General features: G+C 51.4%; 23 protein-coding genes and 1 CRISPR repeat array. Of the genes, 7 read left to right on the plus strand and 16 right to left on the minus strand.

Features of this window, described 5'->3' with window-relative positions; translation table 11 throughout:
* Positions 1–9 precede the first annotated feature (9 nt).
* Both GAH_RS02455 and GAH_RS02460 read left to right on the plus strand, forming a co-directional pair.
* Entirely contained in the window at positions 10–2,277 is a 2,268-nt protein-coding gene (locus GAH_RS02455; protein ID WP_048094528.1) for a vitamin B12-dependent ribonucleotide reductase, read from the plus strand.
* Between the two features lie 101 nt (positions 2,278–2,378).
* Positions 2,379–2,741, plus strand: coding sequence for a thioredoxin family protein (locus GAH_RS02460; protein WP_052747726.1), 363 nt, complete (start codon positions 2,379–2,381; stop codon positions 2,739–2,741).
* On the opposite strand, the gene GAH_RS02465 is transcribed toward GAH_RS02460, so the two are convergent.
* The 3 genes from GAH_RS02465 to GAH_RS02475 all read right to left on the minus strand — a co-directional run bounded on the left by GAH_RS02465 (position 2,738) and on the right by GAH_RS02475 (position 4,849).
* Positions 2,738–4,141, minus strand: coding sequence for an FAD-binding oxidoreductase (locus GAH_RS02465; RefSeq protein ID WP_048094529.1), 1,404 nt, complete (start codon positions 4,139–4,141; stop codon positions 2,738–2,740). The genes GAH_RS02460 and GAH_RS02465 overlap by 4 nt on opposite strands.
* 95 nt (positions 4,142–4,236) lie before the next feature.
* Positions 4,237–4,446: a PIN domain-containing protein gene (locus GAH_RS10865; protein WP_156967368.1), complete on the minus strand. Its 210-nt coding sequence runs from the start codon at positions 4,444–4,446 to the stop codon at positions 4,237–4,239.
* Positions 4,447–4,660: 214 nt separating this feature from the next.
* The gene (locus tag GAH_RS02475) at positions 4,661–4,849 is read right to left on the minus strand and encodes a hypothetical protein (protein ID WP_048094531.1); all 189 of its coding nucleotides are present in this window, start codon (positions 4,847–4,849) and stop codon (positions 4,661–4,663) included.
* Between the two features lie 174 nt (positions 4,850–5,023).
* A CRISPR array of direct repeats spans positions 5,024–6,134; the repeat unit is 30 nt; unit sequence CTTTCAATCCTATCTTAGTCTGATTTTAAC.
* A 205-nt stretch (positions 6,135–6,339) separates the two neighbouring features.
* Between GAH_RS02475 and GAH_RS02480 the strand changes: the two genes are divergently transcribed.
* Together GAH_RS02480 and GAH_RS02485 are read left to right on the plus strand one after the other, a co-directional pair.
* Positions 6,340–6,888 carry a hypothetical protein gene (locus GAH_RS02480; protein WP_048094532.1) on the plus strand — a complete coding sequence of 183 codons (549 nt, stop codon included), beginning with the start codon at positions 6,340–6,342 and terminating at the stop codon, positions 6,886–6,888.
* 38 nt (positions 6,889–6,926) lie between these two features.
* Positions 6,927–8,096, plus strand: coding sequence for an MFS transporter (locus GAH_RS02485; protein ID WP_048094533.1), 1,170 nt, complete (start codon positions 6,927–6,929; stop codon positions 8,094–8,096).
* A gap of 46 nt (positions 8,097–8,142) precedes the next feature.
* Here the strand turns inward: GAH_RS02485 and GAH_RS02490 are convergent, their stop codons facing one another.
* From GAH_RS02490 to GAH_RS10925, 9 genes are all read right to left on the minus strand, one after another.
* Entirely contained in the window at positions 8,143–8,487 is a 345-nt protein-coding gene (locus GAH_RS02490) for a HepT-like ribonuclease domain-containing protein (protein ID WP_048094534.1), read from the minus strand.
* Complete coding sequence (locus tag GAH_RS02495; RefSeq protein ID WP_048094535.1) at positions 8,484–8,777, minus strand: nucleotidyltransferase family protein; 294 nt, start codon at positions 8,775–8,777, stop codon at positions 8,484–8,486. Before GAH_RS02495 ends, GAH_RS02490 begins: the two co-directional genes overlap by 4 nt.
* A gap of 220 nt (positions 8,778–8,997) precedes the next feature.
* Entirely contained in the window at positions 8,998–10,371 is a 1,374-nt protein-coding gene (locus GAH_RS02500; protein ID WP_048094536.1) for a cytochrome c3 family protein, read from the minus strand.
* The gene (locus GAH_RS02505) at positions 10,368–11,114 is read right to left on the minus strand and encodes a hypothetical protein (protein ID WP_048094537.1); all 747 of its coding nucleotides are present in this window, start codon (positions 11,112–11,114) and stop codon (positions 10,368–10,370) included. The genes GAH_RS02500 and GAH_RS02505 overlap by 4 nt, the downstream gene beginning before the upstream one ends.
* A 91-nt stretch (positions 11,115–11,205) precedes the next feature.
* On the minus strand, positions 11,206–12,402 hold the full coding sequence (locus GAH_RS02510; protein WP_048094538.1) for a cytochrome c3 family protein: 1,197 nt from the start codon (positions 12,400–12,402) through the stop codon (positions 11,206–11,208).
* Positions 12,399–13,091, minus strand: a complete 693-nt coding sequence (locus GAH_RS02515) for a hypothetical protein (protein WP_048094539.1) — start codon at positions 13,089–13,091, stop codon at positions 12,399–12,401. The genes GAH_RS02510 and GAH_RS02515 overlap by 4 nt, the downstream gene beginning before the upstream one ends.
* A 91-nt stretch (positions 13,092–13,182) precedes the next feature.
* A complete protein-coding gene (locus GAH_RS02520; protein WP_084632242.1) occupies positions 13,183–13,977 on the minus strand; it encodes a hypothetical protein in 795 nt (264 codons plus the stop codon).
* A 48-nt stretch (positions 13,978–14,025) separates the two neighbouring features.
* A complete protein-coding gene (locus GAH_RS02525; RefSeq protein ID WP_156967369.1) occupies positions 14,026–14,439 on the minus strand; it encodes a hypothetical protein in 414 nt (137 codons plus the stop codon).
* Between the two features lie 113 nt (positions 14,440–14,552).
* Complete coding sequence (locus GAH_RS10925) at positions 14,553–14,996, minus strand: hypothetical protein (protein ID WP_245604056.1); 444 nt, start codon at positions 14,994–14,996, stop codon at positions 14,553–14,555.
* Between the two features lie 579 nt (positions 14,997–15,575).
* Here GAH_RS10925 and GAH_RS02535 point away from each other — a divergent pair.
* Positions 15,576–16,340: a hypothetical protein gene (locus GAH_RS02535; protein WP_048094543.1), complete on the plus strand. Its 765-nt coding sequence runs from the start codon at positions 15,576–15,578 to the stop codon at positions 16,338–16,340.
* Here the strand turns inward: GAH_RS02535 and GAH_RS02540 are convergent.
* Genes GAH_RS02540 through GAH_RS02550 form a run of 3 tightly spaced genes read right to left on the minus strand, consistent with a single transcriptional unit; the run spans position 16,330 to position 19,081 of the window.
* Entirely contained in the window at positions 16,330–17,013 is a 684-nt protein-coding gene (locus tag GAH_RS02540) for a signal peptidase I (RefSeq protein ID WP_048094544.1), read from the minus strand. The genes GAH_RS02535 and GAH_RS02540 overlap by 11 nt on opposite strands.
* The gene (locus tag GAH_RS02545) at positions 17,001–17,264 is read right to left on the minus strand and encodes a hypothetical protein (protein WP_156967370.1); all 264 of its coding nucleotides are present in this window, start codon (positions 17,262–17,264) and stop codon (positions 17,001–17,003) included. The genes GAH_RS02540 and GAH_RS02545 overlap by 13 nt, the downstream gene beginning before the upstream one ends.
* Positions 17,261–19,081, minus strand: a complete 1,821-nt coding sequence (locus GAH_RS02550) for a CARDB domain-containing protein (protein ID WP_169745334.1) — start codon at positions 19,079–19,081, stop codon at positions 17,261–17,263. Before GAH_RS02550 ends, GAH_RS02545 begins: the two co-directional genes overlap by 4 nt.
* A gap of 52 nt (positions 19,082–19,133) precedes the next feature.
* Here GAH_RS02550 and GAH_RS02555 point away from each other — a divergent pair, with 52 nt between their 5' ends.
* On the plus strand, positions 19,134–19,778 hold the full coding sequence (locus tag GAH_RS02555; protein ID WP_048094547.1) for a cytochrome c3 family protein: 645 nt from the start codon (positions 19,134–19,136) through the stop codon (positions 19,776–19,778).
* Positions 19,779–19,819: 41 nt separating this feature from the next.
* The gene (pheS, locus tag GAH_RS02560) at positions 19,820–21,253 is read left to right on the plus strand and encodes a phenylalanine--tRNA ligase subunit alpha (RefSeq protein ID WP_048094548.1); all 1,434 of its coding nucleotides are present in this window, start codon (positions 19,820–19,822) and stop codon (positions 21,251–21,253) included.
* On the opposite strand, the gene GAH_RS02565 is transcribed toward pheS, so the two are convergent.
* Complete coding sequence (locus tag GAH_RS02565; protein ID WP_052747727.1) at positions 21,254–22,480, minus strand: UbiD family decarboxylase; 1,227 nt, start codon at positions 22,478–22,480, stop codon at positions 21,254–21,256.
* Between the last annotated feature and the right edge of the window lie 24 nt (positions 22,481–22,504).

Below are 22,504 nucleotides of genomic sequence, written 5' to 3' on the forward strand. Positions count from 1 at the left end.
GGTGGTAAGATGGAGCTGAATGACACTGCCAAGGTTGTTCTGGAGAAGAGGTACCTGCTCAAGAACGAGAACGGCGAGCCCATAGAGACCCCGGAGGAGATGCTCTGGAGGGTCGCGAGGGCGATAGCCAAGGCCGAGGAGAACTACGGAGGAGATCCGGAGGAGTGGGCGAAGAGGTTCTACGAGGTGATGGACAGGCAGGAGTTCATGCCCAACTCCCCAACGCTGATGAACGCCGGCACGCCCCTCGGACAGCTCTCCGCATGCTTCGTCATCCCGGTTGACGACAGCATAGACGGGATATTCAAGGCGCTGTGGGACATGGCGAGGGTGCAGAAGAGCGGGGGAGGAACGGGGTTCAGCTTCTCGAGGATAAGGCCAAAGGGCGACATCGTAAGGTCAACGATGGGGGTCGCGAGTGGTCCGGTTAGCTTCATGAAGATCTTCGATTCCGCAACGGAGCAGATAAAGCAGGGAGGAAAGAGACGGGGAGCGAACATGGGAGTTCTGAACGTCCACCACCCCGACATAGAGGAGTTCATAACCGCCAAGTGGGAGGAGGGTGTGCTCAGGAACTTCAACATAAGCGTCGCTGTGACCGACAGGTTCATGGAGGCCCTGAAGAGCGACGGGGAGTACGAGCTGATAAACCCGAGGACGGGGGAGGTCGTCAGGAGGATTCCCGCGAGGAAGATCTTCAACCTGATCGTTGAGGGGGCGTGGAGGAACGGAGAGCCGGGAATGATATTCATAGACGAGATAAACAGGCACAACCCCACACCCCACGTCGGAGAGATTGAAGCGACAAACCCGTGCGGTGAGCAGCCCCTCCTGCCCTACGAGTCCTGCAACCTCGGGTCGATAAACCTCTCCAAGTTCGTTGACGAGGGCAGAAAGGACTTCGACTGGGAGAGATTGAGAGAGGTCGTCTGGATTGCCACGAGATTTCTCGACAACGTCATAGACGTGAACAGCTACCCGATCCCCGAGATAGAGGAGATGACGAAGAAGAACAGAAAGGTCGGGCTGGGAGTGATGGGCTGGGCCGACGCGCTGTTCAAGCTCGGGATACCCTATGACAGCAAGGAGGCTGTTGAGCTTGCCGAGAGGGTCATGAAGTTCATACAGGAGGAGAGCCACAAGGCATCGCAGAAGCTCGCCGAGGAGAGGGGGGTGTTCCCCAACTGGGAGGGCAGCGTGTGGGAGAAGATGGGAATAAGGATAAGGAACGCGACCACCACAACCATCGCCCCAACCGGAACCATCAGCATAATCGCCGGATGCAGCAGCGGAATAGAGCCCGTGTTTGCCCTTGCATACAAGAGAGCAAACATTCTCGATGGAGACGAGTTCTTCGAGGTCAACCCGATTTTTGAGAGGACGCTGAGAGCCCTTGACCTCTACAACGACGACATACTGAACAGGGTCGTTGAGGAGGGGAGCATACAGGGAATCGACGAGATCCCCGAAGAGATCAGGAGGGTGTTCAAGTGTGCCCTCGACATCTCCCCCGAGTGGCACGTCAGAATGCAGGCGGCCTTCCAGAAGTACACGGACAATGCGGTCAGCAAGACGATAAACATGCCGAACCACGCCACGAAGGCTGATGTGGAGAAAGCGTTCCTCTTGGCGTACGAGCTCAAGTGCAAGGGGATAACGGTATACAGGGACGGCAGCAGGGAGGAGCAGGTGCTTTCTGTCAAGAAGACCGAGAAGAAGAAGGAAGACGAGAAGGTGAGGCCACCGGCAAGGTACCACAGGCCGAGGCCGAGGCCGAGGATAACCAAGGGCACGACGGTGGAGACGAGGACTGGCTGCGGCTCCCTCTACGTCACGATAAACGAGGACGAGTACGGAATAGCGGAGGTCTTCGTGCAGCTCGGGAAGAGCGGGGGCTGTGCGGCATCGCAGACCGAGGCGATAGGCAGGCTGCTGAGCGTCGCTCTGCGAAGCTGGGTTGATCCGGAAGCTCTGATAAGGCAGCTCAAGGGAATAAGGTGCCCCTCGGTTGGCTTCGACAATGGAGAGATAATAACGAGCTGCGCAGACGGGGTGGCCAAGGTTCTCGAGAAGCACCTCAAGGGAGAGTTCAGGAAGATAAAGCTGGACGTCAAGGGTGTGAAGCCGCTTACGGAATTCACGGGGGAAGAGGAGGAAAAGCAGGAGCAGCCGAGGACGAGGCTCATAGGCGGGATGTGTCCGGAGTGCGGGAACATCTTAGAGTACGGAGAGGGCTGCATGACCTGCAGGATGTGCGGATTCACGAAGTGTGGCTGATCGATTTATTTTTCCACTTTTTACCAATTTTGAAAGGCGAGTGTGCGTAGGCTTTCACTACCGGGCTCTCTTTTTACATTACCGCGAGAACCTGCACAGGTATGGGGCTGATTGACAGAATACTGAGAAAGTCCAGAAAAACAGGGGTCGTGCCTGCCAGCGCTCAGACATTCGACGAGCTGCTGAACTCGAGCAGGTACGTTGTCGTGGACTTCTGGGGGAAGCGCTGCCCGCCGTGCGAGGCTATGGAGCCAATCGTCGAGAGACTTGCAGGCGAATACGATGGCAGGGTTCTCTTCCTCAAGGTCAGCGTGAACTCAAGCCCTGAGCTTGCGGAGAGGTGCAGGGTGCGGAGCGTTCCGGCCTTCCTGTTCTTCGAGAACGCACGCCTCAAGGGGCGAAGGGTTGGCGCGATGAAATACGAGCACTTCAAAAGATGGGTGGACGGGCTGATGGAGGGTTAGGGGTCGATCACCTTTCCCGGGTTCAGGATGTTGTTCGGGTCGAAGACCCTCTTTATCGCCCTCATGAGCGTCAATGCGGTTTCTGGCATCGTCCTCGCCATGTCCTCCTTCTTCACCATCCCTATGCCGTGCTCGGCTGTTATGTATCCGCCAAGCTCCCTCGCAAGCCCGAATGCAAACTCCTTGAACTTCGAGTAGCTCTCAACCCACTCATCCCCTTCAAAGCCCCACCTGAGCACCTGCTGGTGCACGTTCCCGTCTCCGGCATGCCCGAAGTGGAGCACCTTTATCCCGAGCCTCTCGGCCTCGTCCTGACACCGCTCAACGAACTCGGCTATGCTGCCGATGGGCACCGAGACGTCGAGAACCTCGATCGTCTCTTCCTTGAGCCCCTCGTATATCAGGCTCCTGATCTCCAGTATGTCCCTCTGCTCCCTCCTGCCAACCCCCACAAGGACGTCAAGCGCCCCGTGCCTCCTCGCAACCCTCTCAATAACCTCGGACTTGTGCATCAGCTCATCCTCTGTCCCGCCATCCACGATGATCATCAGGTGGGCCTTTCCTCCCGAGTAGGGCCATTTCTTGCCCGTAACCCTTTCACCAGCCCTCACCGCCTCTATGTCCATGTACTCCAGAGCCAGCGGCACAACCCCGCTCCTGAGAATCTCCGGAACCGTGCGAATCGCCTCTGCAGTTGTGTCAAAGGGTATGACGAGGGTGTAGGTTGCCCCGGGCTCCGGAATCAGTCGCAGAATGGCTTTGGTGATCACGCATAACGTCCCTTCACTCCCGATGATGAGGTGCATCAGGTCGTAGCCCGTCACGTTCTTTATCACCTTCCCGCCGAGGCTCAGCACATCCCCGCTCGGCAGAACGACCTCCAGACCGAGCACGTAGTTCCTCATCACGCCGTACTTCACCGCCCTCGCACCGCCGGCATTGTTGGCAACCAGACCACCAATCTGAGCGCTCTCGTCACCGGGGTGTGGCGGGAAGGACAGCCCGGGGACCTTCTCGACTGCCTCAAGCAGCTGCCTCAGCGTGACTCCAGCCTCGCAGACCGCGACAAGGTTCTGCTCGTCTATCTCCACAATCCTGCTCATCCTCTCCATGGACATCACGATTCCGGGCCTGGTCGGTATGGCACCACCGCTGAGCCCCGTGCCACCACCCCTTACAAAGACCGGAATCCCGCGCTCGTTTGCAAGCCTGAGAATCCTCGAGACCTCCTCGGTGCTTGCAGGCCGGACAACCACAACGTTCCTCTCCGCCTCCGGCCTTACAGGCTTGGGGGTTTCGTCGTAGAGGTAGCTTTCGGGGTGCAGGAGGATGTTCCTCTCCCCGACTATCGCCTCCAGCAGCGGAACAATCTCGAGAAGTTTTGGGGAACTGTCGGTCATGGGAATCCCTCTGAGAACTGTAGCAATTAATAATTAAAAGTTTGTTTCCAGTCGTGTGTTCTTCAGTTTTTACCACACAAGCTGAACTCAATGAGCTAAACGCTGTCAATAAGCTCTATGCATTCCTCTTTGCATACCCTTTCAAAATCACCATCAAACGAAATCAGGTATTTTATCCCGTAAAACCTGCAGGTGGCAAGAATCAGAGCATCATTCGGCAGCAAACCGTATTTTTTAACAAACTTATAAGCCAGATTTCTGATTTCCTTATTAATTTCCAGCTCTTCAAAAATTTCGAAGAGCATGAAGAGTTCCTCAAGTTCATCTTTTTCTCCACAATCAGTTCTGGATTATTCTTCAGTTCGTAGCTCTTTTTCCCAGTAATCGCTTTCAGATACACGAGAAAAACCTCGCTGAAAACAATGGCATTTGAGTAAAGGGCATATTTGTTCCTGAGTTCAGACAAATCCAGTTTCCCTTCAAGATGGTTGACAATTACATTGCTATCAATAAATGCCTTCAAATCCCCCATTCCTCGTCTACCTCTTCGAGCAGCCTTTCGAGGTTCTTGTCTTTGAATTTTCCGTGAAGTTTTTTCAGGTTGTACTCGAGCATGATTTCTCTCTCAAGCCTCTCGACTACTCTGTCTAAATCCACCTGCTTCAATATCTCGTCTGGAATTTTGAGCCTGACGGTTATCTCGCCCATACACTACACCTTCAAAGATTGTTGTTATACGATGCTATTTAAGGGTTCTCTGAAAACCCAACACAATTTTAATTCGTTGTGAGATGCCTATATATGTCAAAATCCCTTACTTTCAATAGCATGGTCTGATTTTAACTTGCTTGTGCTGAATTTCTTCTCCCTTGCGTAGATCTTCTTTCAATCCTATCTTAGTCTGATTTTAACTGAACAAAGACCTGAGTCACCGTGAGAGGGAGCTCTCTTTCAATCCTATCTTAGTCTGATTTTAACTACCATCAGCATCCTGCTCAAGTGAATGCATCAATTCACTTTCAATCCTATCTTAGTCTGATTTTAACACGAAGCAGGGTCAGAAGCTATACCATGCGCTTTTCACCTTTCAATCCTATCTTAGTCTGATTTTAACTAGTAGTCTCCTGACGAGTCTAAATTGAAAGCAACAGCCTTTCAATCCTATCTTAGTCTGATTTTAACAAATGAAATGAAGATTAGCAGAGATACATTGACATATACCTTTCAATCCTATCTTAGTCTGATTTTAACTATGCTGTATGTCGCGTAGGCTATGAGGTACGCACCAACTTTCAATCCTATCTTAGTCTGATTTTAACACAAGCTTCCTCTTAATGCTTATCAGGTCCACCTCATCTTTCAATCCTATCTTAGTCTGATTTTAACTCCATACCAGCATACACTCCAGAAATCTCAAAATCCGCTTTCAATCCTATCTTAGTCTGATTTTAACCGCGGACTACATAGCGAACAGAAACGCCGCATTCCAGCCTTTCAATCCTATCTTAGTCTGATTTTAACTCTCTTTTGCCAACACTTCAGCGTCTGGGTCTTCGAACTTTCAATCCTATCTTAGTCTGATTTTAACACCCGTAAAGGAAGGTAACTATCGGTCTATCTCCATCCATCTTTCAATCCTATCTTAGTCTGATTTTAACTCCCCCTCCTCGAGGCAACCTCCGAGGTCGTGGCCACTTTCAATCCTATCTTAGTCTGATTTTAACAAGAGAGGCCGTGCTCAAGCTCACCGAGAAGATGCCGGCTTTCAATCCTATCTTAGTCTGATTTTAACTTATCTCCGTTGAGGAGATCGCCCCACCGAGCGACCTTTCAATCCTATCTTAGTCTGATTTTAACTAATCTCTGACACATCCATCCTGAGCATCTCAGATAGCCTTTCAATCCTATCTTAGTCTGATTTTAACTTGCCCCAAACACTCCAGACAAGTTGGTTAAGTAGAACCTTTCAATCCTATCTTAGTCTGATTTTAACTACCGCTAATATTCCTCTTAATCCCTATAAAACGCTTTCTCCCGCCTTTTTCAGTTTAAATAGTGCAGCGAAAGTTGAGTGGTGTATGAAGTATATAAAGGTGCGCGGAAAACGATTAGACAAGAAATCCCAGACTCGAATCTGTCCAGATTACTGGACTCAATAAACTACAAAACATTTTAAAGCAAGCTGAATGACTGCCATTATGCGTTCCAAGGTTCTGGTAACACTATTTGGCATAACCCTCACCTTGGTCGTCTTTCTCCCCTCGGAGCACAGGCTCGGTGACGTTTACAAGCTCATCTACTTCCACGTTCCGATATCAATCGTGACGATCTCAACAATCCTCCTCTTTCCCCTGTTCCACGCAAGGTTTGCCAGCAGGGTAATGGCTCTTTCCGTGACCACCACAGTCTACGCGCTGGTCCACCTGATTCTCTCGGCAGTCTTCATGTACGCCGCATGGAGCGGTGTGATATTCTCCGAGCCAAAGTTCGTCTTCAGCTCCGTTCTGCTCATCTTTGCCCTCTCCCACACCCTGCTGTGCTTTGTTGACAGAAAGCTGGCCAAGTACTACTCGTTCCTCTCGCTGATCGTCGTCCCTTACTTTTACATGCAGGCGACATTGGCAAGCTTCCAGCTGCACCCGAGGGGAGTGGAGATGCCGGCCATCCTTTACCTGCCGTACCTGTTCTCGGCACCCATGATAGTCCTGCTCTACGTGGAGATTTCAGAGAGGCTGAAAGCACGCTAACCGCTTTTTATATAAATGAGAACTCCCCAACACAGTACATGAACCGCTGGCTCTACCCGGTTCTAGGAATGATTATCCTGACAATGCTCGGTGGAATATACACCTTTAGCCTTTTCTACCATCCCCTGCAGCAACATTATGGGATTTCCAGCGTGGCACCGTTCACCCTCGCCTTCTCACTCATAACCCTCACCTACTCGATATTCATAATTCCAGCAGGCATAATCTACGACAGACTCGGCCCGAGGATACCGCTGATAGCCGGGGCCTTTGTGATCTTCTCCGGATACCTGCTTGCAAGCCAGATGAAGTTGTTTGAGTGGGACGTTGCGAGGATACAGTACTACGTTGGCCTTGGGATCCTCCCCGGGCTTGGAATCGCTCTGGTTGATGCTGTGCCGAGGCCTCTTGCATCGAAGTGGTTCCTCGACAGGCCCGGAACTGCCATCGGGCTTGTGGCGGTCGGATTCGGGATTGGGGCTGCTGTGATGACGCCCGTCATAACATACCTGCTCGAGAGCTACGGAGTCTTCAGGGCGTTTGCCCTGATTGGACTGCTGTACTTCGGAGTTATAGTGCTATGTTCTCTCCCTATGAGGGATCCGCCTGTCAAAAGGGGGGAGGAGTCTCTGGATTTCAGCCTCGGAATGGTCGCAAGAGATATCAGGTTCTACAGGCTCTGGTTCGCGTTTTTCCTCTCCTCATTCGCTGGACTCATGGTGATCGGCAACGCTGCCCCAATACTGAGGAAGGGGGCTGAGAAGGTTCCGGAGCTCGCCGGGCTAGTTGCCCTCTTTCTGATAGTAACATCCCTCGCCAACGCTGGCGGGAGGTTTGCCTGGGGGGTCGTGCTCGACAGGCTCGGCGTCTTCAGGGCCCTGAGACTGAACTTTGTCTTATCCGCTATCGCATCTATCCTCCTTGCATACCTGTACTCGAGCTACCTCGTGTTTCCGCTCGCGTCTGTAGTTTACGCCAACTACGGCGGTGTGCTGGCGATGTTTCCGGCAGCGGTCTCGATATACTTCGGGAAGAAGTACGCAGGGAGAATATACGGAGCAATATTCACTGCTTGGGGATTCTCCGGGCTGCTCGCCCCGTATGTAGGGGGACTGATAAGGGACATGACTGGTGAGTATGTGTACGCGTTTTATCTGGCGCTCACTGCATGCGTTGTGGCGATCTTGACACTCAAAGATACGGGTTGAAACGAAACTACCCAATATCGTCAGGCTAAGGACTTTTGTAAAATATTTAGTCATCCAATTCTTCAAGGATTTTAATTATTTCAGGTTTAAGTCTTGGAATCTCATATTTTATGGCATCCCACACTAACTTGTAATCAACTCCAAAATAAGCGTGGATTAATCTATCCCTCATTCCAGCCATTCTTTTCCAAGGAAGCAAAGGATATCTTTCCCTGATGTCATCCGGAATGTTTTTAGCCGCCTCACCAATAATCTCCAATTTCCTCACAACCGCACTCCTGACAAGATCATTTTTAACAAAACCCTCATAGCCCATATCTCCAACAAAAGATTCTATGGCTTCCATCGCTTCAATTATGTCTTTTAGAAAGAGTCTGTAGTCCCTTCTCATACAATTACAACCTCTTTCAATATCCTATCTTTCAATTCAGGCCTTAATGCTCTTTCCGAGACGATATCCACCCTAACACCGAGCTTTTCCTCAAGGTACTCAGCAAGACCAACCAGATCGAATACAGTCGCTCCCTCCATGAACCTGACGAGGATATCAATGTCACTATCTGGCTTCCCTTCACCACGCGCATATGAACCAAATACCCCAATTATTTCAGCCTTAAATTCTCTTTTTATTTCATCTCTGTGCTTCTTCAGGATGCTTATTATTTCCTCAAGTGTTTTCATAGCTCCCACCTTATTTAAACAGCGTTTCCTTCAGATCACTCAATTAGACTATAAGTAGAAAGTAGACTAATAATAAACTAACCCCACATCAAGTATTTAAGAGTAACAATCAATTGGCCAAAACACTAAAAAGACAACCCTTTCAACTCTGCAAGCATCTCTGAAAAAACGCACGTCATTCAAAGAACCGCAATACCACAAATAATCGAATTTTTAGAAACTAATTCCAAGTGACGTTTCCAGTCGGTTCAGATTCCACATTGAAGGTTATACTTGCTGAATATGTTATTCCGCTTCTAGCGTGGCAGCGATTACAATAATAAATATCCCACCGAGTTCCATATCCGCCACTTCCATGACACCATGAACATTGGCCAAAGTCTACATTCGAGTAATGATTCCCAGCCGCATGGCAGCCCATGCAGATGTTACCCACAAACGAATTGGGGAGCGTGACAGTCTGATTGAGAAAGTTCATGTGATCAGATGTTGTGACCATTGCACTGGAGACTGGATCCATAATTGCTTCTTTGGTTTTTCCGTACCCGTGGCAGGTCAGACACGTCAGTTTTTCAGCCACATGCACTCTCAAGGAGTTCGTGTCAAGTGAGACGTTTTGCAGATCGTAAGTCAGGTCAGCGTCTGGATTAAGATTGCGATACTCCTCAACATTGTGACACTCGAGGCAGTAAGTGGTGTTCACCCAAGAGCTCCTGTAGGTTCCATTTATGTAGTGGTATCTCAAATGTCCCCAGTTGTTGTTATCGCCCCAACCATCCCCTCCAGATGAACTACCGTGTTCATAAGGGTCTATCTCCACCGGAGCATGAATGAGATTCTGCCTTTCAGTCCCAAGAGTCCCGTTTACGAGAGAATCATAGATGTTCTTGTGGCACTTTATGCAGAAGTTCGGATCGTTAAAACTCGCGGCAACCCACTCGTGCTTACCCCCAGATCTCGGCAGGGATACCTCGTACGTTCTCGTCCCGTTGACGTCTGTGAGGGGATCGAAGACGAGGTTCCATCCCGAGTCCTTCGTGTACGTCATGTTCCAGAAGTACCTGTAAGTTATCTGCACGCTGAAGTTCGTGTGGCATGCAAGGCAGGCTTCATTCTCTCCAATAGCTATTCCGCTCTGGTTTGCCCATTCCACGAAGTTCTTGTGAGCAACATAGTCTGGAATGGGTGTGGTGTTGAACGCTCTTGCAACCGGTGCGGTTTTTGTTTGTCCGAGGTAGTCGATGTACTGACCGTTTCCCCCGTGGCAGTCAAGGCATCTTGGCACGTAGGCTGCGTGGGCTTCTTTTCCTGCGACCCAGCTGGTGGAGTCGGCTTCAGCATACGTGATTGTCACACCATACGCTGTCTGCTTGATCCTGTGGCATTCCTCGCATGCAAAGTTGGAGTGAATTTGTGATTTTGCGAGTTCATCTGCAATCTGGGGGTGGCAGGAGGTGCAGTTGATGTCGTTCTGAGAGCCACTGAGATCCACGAAGGTGTGCTGGCTGACGAACAGAGATGGCGTTTCGAGAAGCATGACTACGCTGAGGGCGAAGAATGCGATTGTCACCAAGAGAGTCTTAGTCGGGCTCATCTTACCACCTCGTAAGTGCCCTTCACCGTTCTGTCAGTGGAATTGATCCTGTAGACTGTGGTTGCAACCGAGGAGCTCTCAATCTGCCAGGAGGACTGCGTGGATGTGTAGGTGTTGTTGACGACTATGCTGATCCCGCTTGCGGACGTGTAGTTGAAGAGCAGCCACACCTGAGTGTGGCAGGCGATGCAGGCCTCGTTTACGTCGAACAGCAGATCTGACTTTTTAGATTCGATGGCAAATTCTCTGTGGGCCGCATAAATTCCGGTATCGTAGCTTAAGCCAGTTACACCGAGACCTCCTGCTTCGGGAGGGTGAAAGTTGGGAACGGGGGAGTGGCAAACGTCATTGCTGCATGCGTACTCATAGTGGGAGTGGTTGTAGGCGACCGCGCTGTCACTCTTGTAGCCGCTGTGACAGATTAAGCAGCTCAATACAGAGGCGGCATGGGCACCACTCCCGGGATATACATCCCCACCAAAGTCGGAGGCGTAGGACTTCGCTCCTCCCGGCTGGCCTGAGAGGTTCACCCCCCTGTGGCAGTGCTCGCACGTGAGAGCACTGTGGTGTGGACTGTTTGCCAGCTCATCTCTAACGTCAGCATGACATTTCTCACATGGGATCTGGTTCCCCTGCTCGCTGATGTTGTACCAGTAGTGCTGTCCTGCGAAAAAAGAGATGGTAGAAGGTAAGACGAAAACCCCGAGAGTGAATAGGATGATTGTGATGAGGATAACTCTCATATAATAAAAATTCTGGAAATGATAGTACTTAAAAGTTATGTGACCAAAAACCAATCCCCAATTACCCTGATTTGGAAAATGAAAGTAAAGGTCACCATTTTGAATTGATGCAATATCCACTTGGCTCAGATTCGATATACACAGACCTGGAACCCTTGGAATGGCATGAACCACACTGGCCACTAGAAGGATGAACCGCCGCCTCATGACAGCCCATGCAGAGATCTCCTACAAAAACTCGTTTGAGTCCCCAGTTGGTTATGCTGTCAACGAGCGTCCGGTGACCGGTGTGACAGTCAAAACACACTATTGCCTCCGCCGCATGTACATTCGCGGAGTTTTGACTTCTCGGATTGGCATTTTGAGACACCAGACTGTACTTGTAATCGTTGTGACACTGAATGCAATATGTGGTGTTGACCCACAAGCTTCGTATGTTCTTATCATTGGACAGGGTGTGGTAAAAGGGGTTCCACTCCTCAGTATCAATTATAGCCGGAGCGTGTGTGATGTAGGGCTCATTGGTATCGTAGGGATTTGGTGTCCCGTTCACAAGAGCATCATAGATATTTTTGTGACATTTTATGCAGAAGCTCTGGTTCCATGAGTCCTGAGAGGTAAGACTCACAGCCTTCCACTCGTGCTTACCCTGATCACCACTTTTGTTGAAGTCTATCGTGTATTCCCTCGTCCCATTAACACTGAAACTCTGGAGATTCCAGTTCGACAGTCTGTAAGAGATGTCGTAAAAGTACCTGTAAGTTATCTGCACGCTGAAGTTCGTGTGGCATGCAAGGCAGGCTTCATTCTCTCCAATAGCTATTCCGCTCTGGTTTGCCCATTCCACGAAGTTCTTGTGAGCAACATAGTCTGGAATGGGTGTGGTGTTGAACGCTCTTGCAACCGGTGCGGTTTTTGTTTGTCCGAGGTAGTCGATGTACTGACCGTTTCCCCCGTGGCAGTCAAGGCATCTTGGCACGTAGGCTGCGTGGGCTTCTTCACCAATTGTTCTCGGTCCTGCTTTCTGCTCTGCGTAGGTTATTGTTTTTCCCTCTGCAGTTTGCTTGACCCTGTGGCATTCCTCGCATGCAAAGTTGGAGTGAATTTGTGATTTTGCGAGTTCATCTGCAATCTGGGGGTGGCAGGAGGTGCAGTTGATGTCGTTCTGGTTGCTGTTGAGGTTAACGAAGTAGTGCTGACCCAAGAGTATCGAGGGCGTCTGCTGAATGGCTATCGCCATGACAGAGGCTGCAATGATGAGCACGAGTGCCCCTTTCCAGGCTTTCATCTTACCACCTCATACGTCCCTTTAGCGGTTCGATCTGCGGAGTTTATGGCGTAGGTTATGTTGCTGGCCGGCGAAAACGTCCAGCTCTGCGTAACACCGGTTCCATCACTCGCATAGCTCTCTTCGATGGTAACACCCATGCTCCTCACGGTCGTGTAGTTGTAGTTCAGCTCGATCTGCGTGTGGCAGGCGATGCATGCCTCGTTTTCACCGAGAAGTAGCGTGATGCCTCTGGCCTCGAGCACGAACTCCCTGTGCGCTGCAAGCGCTCCAGTATCGGTTGAGTCGTTAGTCAGACCAAAGCCTCCAGCACGGGGAGCGCCGTAGAGCGAGGGTGCGTGGCAGTACAGGCACTGGATGTTCGTAGCAGCGTGAGCCTCCTTACCCACCCACGTGCCAGCACCATCACCCTTCGCATAGGTTATGCTGCTGTTTACACGGTGACAGAAGGTGCAGTCCTGACCATCTGCAGAGTACGGATCACCTTTCTGCTTTATGTGGTATATCCCCCTGCTCAGCTCCTCAAGAACATCTGCATGACATTTTTCACACGGAATCTGATTCCCCCCCGGATTCACGTCATACCAGTAGTGCTGCCCCGCAAAGAGCGAGATGGTGGAGGGTAAGGCTATTAAACCGACTGCAAACACGCCTATGATGATGAGGAAGATTTTTCCCGCGCTTACCATCCAGTATTAATTTGTTTTCACCGGCTATAAACCTTTTCCACGTAAAAGAGCCGCGAAACTGAAAAGCAATGATAAAAAATTAAAATAAGGTTTACTTGTAGTTCACGCCAGGAACGTTGCCCGGCCAGTTCGTTGAATACGTGGTTGATCCGCTGCCGGTCGTGTTGCCCCAGACGACTGCGGTTGCGGTGCCGTTTATCGTCCAGCTAGTTATGGTCCAGTTGTGCGGTCCGTTAGCAGTGGTTATAGGATTGCCAAATCCAATGTTGAACTCGAGTGCTCTGCTGTGGTTCCAGGTGATCTTGACTGCGACGTGAGTGTGGCAGGCGATGCAGGCCTCGTTCGCCGACAGAAGCAGGTCTCCACCCTTGGCCTCGAGAACAAACTCCCTGTGCGCTGCAAGCGCTCCAGTATCCCCCGTCTCACCGGTAAGACCGAATCCTCCGGCTATGGGAGGATACAGCGATGGAGAGTGGCACTTAGAACATAGCGTCGAATCCGATGTGTTGTACTCCGCGTGTGAGTGGTTTACCTGTTCACTCCACGGAGCAGGCTCGTTTCCGCTGTGGCATATCAGGCAGCTGACAATCGATGCTGCGTGTGCTTCCTTTCCACTGATTATCGTCCCACCGCCCCTGTCAGATGCATAGGTAATGTTAACGCCCCTGTGGCAGAGCTCGCACTCGAAATTCTCGTGATAGGGGTTGTTCCTGAGCTCCTCGTAAACGTCAGCGTGGCACTTCTCGCATGGGATCTGAGAGCCAGCTCCGCTAATGTCGTACCAGTAGTGCTGTCCCGCAAAGAGCGAGACAGTGCTCGGCAGAGCTATAAGCCCAACTGCCGTCAGCACCACAAAGGCAAGTATAACTCTCGCTACCAAATTCATCCCCCCGGAAGAAGGTTGTTTTCAGAACATATAACCTTTTTGTTAAAATTATTTTTCCCATGAAACATTCCATGTGATTCGCTTGCTGTCGGTTGCAACGGTCGCAAATTTGCCATCCTTCTTTTCCACAACATCCACAACCACAACCAGCAGATCTCCCTTCTCCGGAACTTCTTCAGGACTCCTGAACCCAACATAAACCTTTATGCTGCCACCCTCCTTGCTCAATGGAACGTAGGTGACTGGCGTCACGTCTCTCAGGTTCTTGCCGAGTATGTAGGCATAGACGTGAATACCCGGATACGGCGGTTGTTCGTAAATGTTCCTCACATCTTTCTTGTCGACCAGAACTCCCTTGGCCTCATGTATCTCCACAACGTGGTTCCCGGACACATTGTAATGGGAGAAGATCACCTCAATCGCCGGAAGTTTCTCAGGCTGTGATCCCACACATGCACTCAAAATTACAGCCGCTGCCAGCAAAATTAAGCGAACACGCATGTATCAACCTCCTAATGCAAAATAGGCAGCATGCACAAAAAATTTTCGAAAAAGAGTAAAAAGAAAGGTTGGGTTTACTTGTAGTTCACGCCAGGAACGTTGCCCGGCCAGTTCGTTGAATACGTGGTTGATCCGCTGCCGGTCGTGTTGCCCCAGACGACTGCGGTTGCGGTGCCGTTTATCGTCCAGCTAGTTATGGTCCAGTTGTGCGGTCCGTTAGCAGTGGTTATAGGATTGCCAAATCCAATGTTGAACTCGAGTGCTCTGCTGTGGTTCCAGGTGATCTTGACTGCGACGTGAGTGTGGCAGGCGATGCAGGCCTCGTTCGCGTCCTGAAGGGTACCATCCTGAATCGCCCTCGCTATGAACGCGTTATGTGCCTCATAAGTTCCATTCTTCGTACCATAGTTATATGGTGAAGTTACGCCAAAGTCGGAAACATTGAAACCTCCAGCCGGAGGACCATAGTTGTTGGTCTCATCAGGGCTCCACTCGTGGCACAGCATACATGCAACCACGCTCGCTGCGTGTGCCTGCTTTCCAGAGACCCATCCTCCACCAGCAGTACCATCGTCAGCGGCATAAGTTATGCTCGTATTACCCCTGTGACATGCGGCACAGTCGTTCCTATCAGCATAATTGTTGCCACCCCAGTTTACGTGGAACTTGCTCTGATTGAGCTCCTCAAACACATCCGCATGGCACTTCTCACAGGGTATGTCATTTCCACTCTGGTTTACATTGTACCAGTAGTGCTGTCCTGCGAAAAGAGATACCGTGCTTGGCAGAGCAATTACTCCCACCGCAATGATCACGACGGTGGCCAGCAACAACCTACTACTACCTAACATTTCATCCACCCCAAATTATACTCTGTTAATCATTGTTTAAAAATCTTTCTTATCCGGTAAAGACGTCATTGCAATGATGAGATTTTACAGTTCGTCTAACAGCCGGTAACAAAAACCCCAAAAGAGTGTTCACCAGCACGCTGTGAAATCTACATCCAATGAGAAAAATAATAATGTTTATAATTGTTATTATTATGAGAAGATTTCGAGGAAAGATTTAAAACCGATAAGGCAAAGAGAGAACCAATGAGGTTTGCAGAGAACCTTTCGACGGCCAGTGCGGTAATTGTCGGAGGGATTATCCTGCTCGTCTCTCTCTACTCCCTCTACATCGACTATTCTACCGGTAAGGGCATCCTAAACATTGCAATAGACACGGTAATGATCTTCCTCTCCGCAGTCCTCATAGGTGGTGGCCTCAGCACGAGAAAGAGGCTCAGAAGCTACAAAGTCGCAGCAGACAGGGCGTTTGAGGAGGTAGTCTACTCAAAGCTCAAGCCAATACTCGATGAGGTGGCCATGGGGATACTCGAGATCAACACAATGAGGAAAAAGCTTGACAGCGTTGAGGAGAAAATGGCCAAGCTCGAGAACTATGCCACAACGGGCAGGCTGACCCCTGAACACAAGGTCAACTTCTACTTCAAGGCGCTGATAGTCATGCTGTTCTATCTGGGCACGGTGATGTTCATGATGCAGTACACCCTGCCCTACAATCACATCCTCGCAATACTGCTCTTCATCTACTGGTGGCTTTTCATCACCGCGGAGTTCGAGATATTCAGCACCGGTGAGGCTCTCGTCATGCTGATTGCCCCCGTACTGATAGTTCCATCGCTGTACATCCTGTCGAGGGTCTTCCTCGGCGTTGCACTTGCACAGGGAGTCGTCTTCCTCGCATCGGGAGTGTACGCGTACTACTACTACACCGTCGCAAAAAAGGTGTCCACGGGGCAGGAGGTAAAGATTTCCAGAAAGATAAGAGATTTTGTTGGAAAGTTCAGGCAGTGAACTCCCTGACGGTCAGGTACACGTAGGCGGCTATGGATATGACTATTATCGCTATCGCGTACTTCCTGAACAGCTCGATCAGGTTCTTGTAGAACAGGTACTCCTGCCCGAATGGAGTTATGTCCCTAAGCTGGGTCGCATCGAGTATGAAGTACTTTCCGACACCTTTCACGACCACAGGACTGCCGAAAATTGTCACCACCTCTCCAATGATCTTGTCCCTTGGCACAGGTCTCGCGTCCGGGCCTGAAGCGTCTCCACCGGTGTAAACAAGGCCGTCCTCCACCTTCAGAACCCTGTGGGTCACCGGCAGGTTCAGATCGCCCCTCTCGAACATCACGATGTCTCCCTTCTCGGGATTCACGAAAAGCGTTTGCACGAGAACCATGTCTCCCCTCTCGAAGGTTGGCGCCATGCTGTTGGACACCACGACTGCCCAGAAGATCTTCATCGTGAACGCCAGATATATCAGGGCGAAGAAGAGCACGAGCTCAACGACGGAGAGTATCGCCTTCCTCCTGCTGTTCCTCCTTCTTTCAAGTAACTTCTTGACGCTGCTCCTCATTTCAAGGAGCTTCGAACGGAACAGGATCTCCTCTCTCGAGTTGTACAGCACGAAAGAGGCCACGCAGATTGCTGCAATGGCGATCTGGATCGGGTCTACAAGAGCCATGGTACCACCTGCATCGCCAGCAGGATTGCAACGTACACAATCAGTACCTCGACCAGCAGCCTGAGTGTGTCCCGGGTAACGATGCTCCTCCTCTTGCTGCCATAGTGCTCACTGTAACCTTCACCCTCCACCCTCTCAATCGCAGCCCTGACCACAAGTTCAGGCAGTCCTGTCTTGCGGGAAATCCTCTCAGGGTCTGAATTTCCCTTCTTCAGCTCCCTCAGGACCAGTATTTCGTAATCGGACATCATTGTCTCAGGTACAGCCTCACAATAATCAGCAGGGCCAGAACTCCCGCGAGACCCGTTATGAGCGCAGCGTTTCCTCTCCCCTTCTTTTCAGCTTCTGGGGTCTTCGTTGGTGTGACCTGTGGCTTGGTCTCGTTTTTGGCGAAGAACACCTTGGAGAGCGGGCTGTTGTCCAACACCACCTTATAGCTCCCCTCCACCTCAGGCGTGTAATCGAAGGAGAAGTGCCTGACCTCGTTGGGGTAGAAGTTCACGGTCTCGTTAAAGACGACCTCACCATTCACGGTGACAAAAACCCTCTCGGTGCCCGCACCACCCACGTTCCTGACGTCGAATGAAATTGTAACCGGCTTGCCGACGTCAACTATGAAGTCGCTCACCGAGAAGTTGGAGTAAACGAGCTCCGGAGGTAGCTTCAGTTCAGTCTTCAGCTTTATGGAGACTGTCTTGTTTATGCTCCTCAGGTCGTAGAAAGTCGACAAGAGCTCCTCTGACTCCTTCAGCCCGTACTCCTTTATGACGTCCGAGCCTGTAAAGTAAAAGTCAGTCACATCAACGATGACGCTTCCTCCAGACTCGATGTACTCTGAGAGCTGACCGATGTCTGGAGAGTCGGTGACGTAGAACAGCAGATCGGCCTTTCCAAGCTCGTAGTCCTCAAGCGTGCCAACATACTCCACCGGTGCCTTGCTCTTCTTCACCACATACTCGAGCAGCTCCGGGAGCACCTGTTCGGCCCTCTCATCGCTCTTGTAATAAAGACCGACCTTCAAAGAGCTGCCATGCTTGCCGTATTTCCAGACGTAGGCGAGGATGTTCGTGAGCATTTTTGCGGAATTCTCCCTGTTCATCACGTAGTCCTTCGAGGTGCTGAACTTTGGAGGGTTCTCATCCATGCCTGTGACTCCGCCGCTTCCAAGGACGTAGTTGTTGAGAGAGAGGACAAGAAGGCCGTTCCCCACGCTGCCAACCATCACCGGCTTTGAGAAGAGGTACGGCTTGACGAATATTGGAAGGGTCTTTAGCTCCCTTTTGTTGCCCCAGTCCACCACCACCTCAAGCATGTGATCCCCTACCTTGAGCTGAGGTATGCTGAACTCCACCCTATTTGACTCGTAAGGCTCAAGCTCGACCTTCTGCTTTGAGCTCACTTCACCATCTATCAGAAGCTTGGCGTAAAATGTTGCTTTTTTGTCCCCGGCATTGAGCATCGAAACCTGCATGGTGTTGTTCATGCCCTCAGGGAGAACCGTGGCCTTCAGTCCGGAGTCGAAGATGTACACGGGGCTCAGGCTCACGTCAACCAGCTGAAAGCTGACCTCCTCCTTTTCGTAGTCCACCTCGTCCCTCGGCAAGGTGTGCACACTGACCGCAGCACTGCCTCCGCTTATCAGCCTGTCCAGATAGGAGTCGTACTCCTCTTTTGTCGCTGTGCTGTTCAGCACGTCAAAAACATACACTTCCACCCTGTACTTCCCGGTTTTCCAGCTGTCCGGTATTTTCATCTCGAAAACAGCATAAACCTTGTCGGTCCAGTCAGTACCCTCCTTTCGTATAACAGTTCCGGCCACCGGGTAATCCTCGGGGTCGTAGATGACGAAGACGAAGTCTACAGCATAAGCTCTGTAGTGGTTGACGTCCTCGGCCTGCGCGTAAACCCTGAGCATGTCCCCCCTGCCGTAAGGCCCTGTTTTTTCTATAAACCTGCCGTAGCCGTCAACGTGTTCTACGAGTTTTACAGCAAAATTTTCTACGGCAAGACAGGGAGCAATCATGAATAGAAGGATAATACAGACCAGCAAACCGATTATCCCCTTCACGCTCATGCTATCGAACAAAAGAAATAAATAATTTACCTGAAACAGCTATAGCGTGAAAAAGGTGGGGCCCGTTCCGGTAACGGCACTGACTTTAGCCCTCTTGATCGCGTTTATACATCCCGCTCACTCTTCTCAGGTCACCAATCCACTCTACGACAAGTATAAAGGACTTCTCGCCTCGTGGCACGAGGCTCAGATATGCATGCCGTGCCACATAAACACCCTCCCGAGCAAGGAGGTCGACAGATTCGTTTCCTGCACGCCATGCCACAACAAGAACCTGAACCTCAACGATCAGGAGCAGCTGATGAAGATACACGGGGTGAATGTCTGCATAAAGTGTCACGTCGGGAGCGTGTACAACTCCGAAAACCTTGGCTTGAAGGTGCATGTGCCCCACAGCCACCTGCCCTGCAGCACATGCCACGGCGGCGACGGTGCGATCGCGAAGCCTGACTCGGACAAGTGCACGGAGTGTCACGGCTCCAATCCACACAGCGTCCACAGCAGGATCCTCGACACAATATGCTTTGACTGCCACTCGGAGTACATGAAGGACTACCTCCCAGAGGTGGGAGGGAAGGTTCTCGAGGCCGCAGGACTCCAGCCCACGCCAACACCTCCGCCAGAGAAACAGGAGGTGTCCTTCAAAAGTCTCTCAGACCTGATACTCTGGATAGTCAACCTGATACTCTGATTTTGAAAAACTATTTAACCAAAACCTCCCTGCCATTCTTCATGCTCTCCCCCTTCGAGATCAAACTCCTCAGGTCACTTGAAGAGGGTAAGGAGTACACAATAGATGCTGCGGCCGAGATTTCCGGGATGAAGAAGGACGCAGTTATCAAGGCCGCATATCTGCTTGCCGAGAAGGGCTACGTAAAAATCCACGAGAGGGTGTGGAAGGAGTACGAGCTCACCGATGAGGGGCTGAAGTACCTCACCGAGGGGCTTCCAGAGGAGAAGATCGTCTCAGAGCTGAGGGATGGAAAGAGGAGCATAAAGGAGCTTGAGGAGAAGTTCGGGAAAAAGCTCGTTGGCATCGCCCTCGGAAACCTGAGAAAGAAGGGAGCGATAAAGATAGAGGACGGCTACGTTGAGCTCGTTAAGGAGCCGGATTTCCCGGAGAAGGTCGCTCTGGAGAAGATCTATGCTGACAGGAGTGCGAAGGTGGATGAAAGGCTCTTGAAGGAGCTGAAGAAGAGGAAACTCATAAAGGAGGAGGAGTTCAAGGAGATCGCATTCACGATCACGTCAAAGCCGGATGTGGTGCTGAAGGAGAAGATCGCCGACATAACCCCCGAGCTGCTGCTCTCGGGAGACTGGAAGGGGAAGGAGTTTCTTGAATACGATGTCACCATCCCCTCCAAGGAGATTTTCACAGCCAAAGTCCACCCCTACGAGAGGATAATAAGGGAGTGCAGGAAGATATTCCTCGAGATGGGGTTCACCGAGATAAAGGGCCACTACGTGCAGCCAGCGTTCTGGAACTTTGACGCCCTGTTCCAGCCTCAGGATCATCCGGCAAGAGAGATGCAGGACACATTCTACCTCGACAGGTACGTGGATCTTGAAGGAGAGGTTGTCGAGAGGGTGAAGCTGACGCACGAGAACGGATGGAGGACAGGATCCAAGGGGTGGGGAGGAAAGTGGAGCCTCGACAAGGCGAGACAGCTTGTTCTGAGGACTCACACGACAGCAATAACCATTCACTACTTAGCACTCAACCCGGAGCCCCCTGTCAAGGCCTTCTGCATAGACAGGGTCTACAGGAGGGAAACCATAGACGCAACCCATCTGCCAGAGTTCGACCAACTGGAGGGCGTGGTTCTGGACAGGGACGTGGGCTTCGCTGACCTCCTCGGCCTGCTGAGGGAGTTCTTCCACAAGATGGGTTTCGAGGATGTGCGCTTCAGGCCGGGCTACTTCCCCTACACAGAGCCGAGCGTGGAGCCAGAGGTCTACGTCGAGGGGCTGGGATGGGTTGAGCTCGGAGGAGCGGGGATATTCAGGAAAGAGGTCACCGAACCCCTCGGGATAAAGGGAAAGGTTCTGGCCTGGGGACTCGGGATTGGAAGGCTTGCGATGCTCAGGCTCGGAATGAAGGACCTGAGGAGGCTTTACCTGCCCGAGCTCGGATGGCTCAGGAGTCTGCCAGCAATAAAGAGGTAGTCAGTAAACCCTTCTGTACTTTTCCTTATCTCCCTTTGCCGTCGCATCAATCCCCATTTTGGCCGTGATGTTGTCCCTCGCAGAAGGGTCGAGGCTGCTCCCCCTGACGTTCGTTATCACAAGCAGATCGCGATCCGCCTGAAATCTGGTGGCTATCGCGTACTCGACATCCTCCGTGCTGTAGATGTCTATGTCGTCGTCAACTACAACCACATGCTTCAGGCTCGGGTGGGCCGAGAAGGCAGCGAGAATCGCGTTCTTCCCATCACCATCCGTAACCTTCTCTATCTGCACGACCGCATGCAGGTAGTGCCTTCCTCCAGCGGTGAGAACCACGTTTTTCACCCTGCACACCTTCGCCACAGCCCTGTATATCTCAGGCTCGTACGGAATCCCCATCAGAATCTGGTGCTCGTAGCCGGCTGGCGTTATGGAGTAGAAGTAGAAGTCCTCTCTCGCGTAAATCGCATCCACCTCCACGACCGGTGCCTTTCTCACTCTATCGTAGGTGCCGGTAATGTCTATGAACGGCCCCTCGTCCACCATCTCTCCGGTTATCCTCCCCCTGATCACAACCTCTGATTCTGGGACGTGGAGACCGTCAACCTCAACCACCCCAAGCCTCCCCATAAGTGAGGCAGCATAGGCGTACTCCATGCCCTCCCCAACCCTCGTGGCTGCAGCGAACATGAACAGCGGGTGAGGGGCTATGGATATCGCGATTTCCAGATCCTCTCCCCTCTCAACTGCCTCCCTCCACCTCAGGTATGTGTGCCTCGGTGGCACGAGCCTCGCGGCCATCCTCTTGCCATCCAGAATTAACATCCTGTGGAAGCTGGCGTTGTAGCTCGAGTAATCGTTACCGTTTCCAGTAACGACGATGCCTGCGGTGATGTACCTGCCCGCATCGCCCTCGAAGTACTTGGGAACCGGAAGATCGCGGAGGTTGCTAAGTTCCTCATACTCAGCCCTAACCACCTCGATTCTGCCGGGGCTGCTGAGGCTGGCCAGAAATCTGGCGAGATCGTCGACGCAGATGTTGAGGTAGCTGCACAGAAGCTCTCTCGTAGCGAGGAAGTTGGTCGCCACCTTCCTGCCCTCAACGTTCAGAATTGCTGGAGTTCTCTCCAGCCCGTTGTCAGAGATGAACCTCACAACGTCATCGTGAGAGATCTCATCGTCAAAAACCCTGAACTCGACCTTCTCCATCGCGCTCCTGAAGTTCATGGGGAAAATTCAAGGAAAATTTAT

Origin of the sequence: Geoglobus ahangari (assembly GCF_001006045.1) — an archaeon.
GTDB lineage: Archaea > Halobacteriota > Archaeoglobi > Archaeoglobales > Archaeoglobaceae > Geoglobus > Geoglobus ahangari.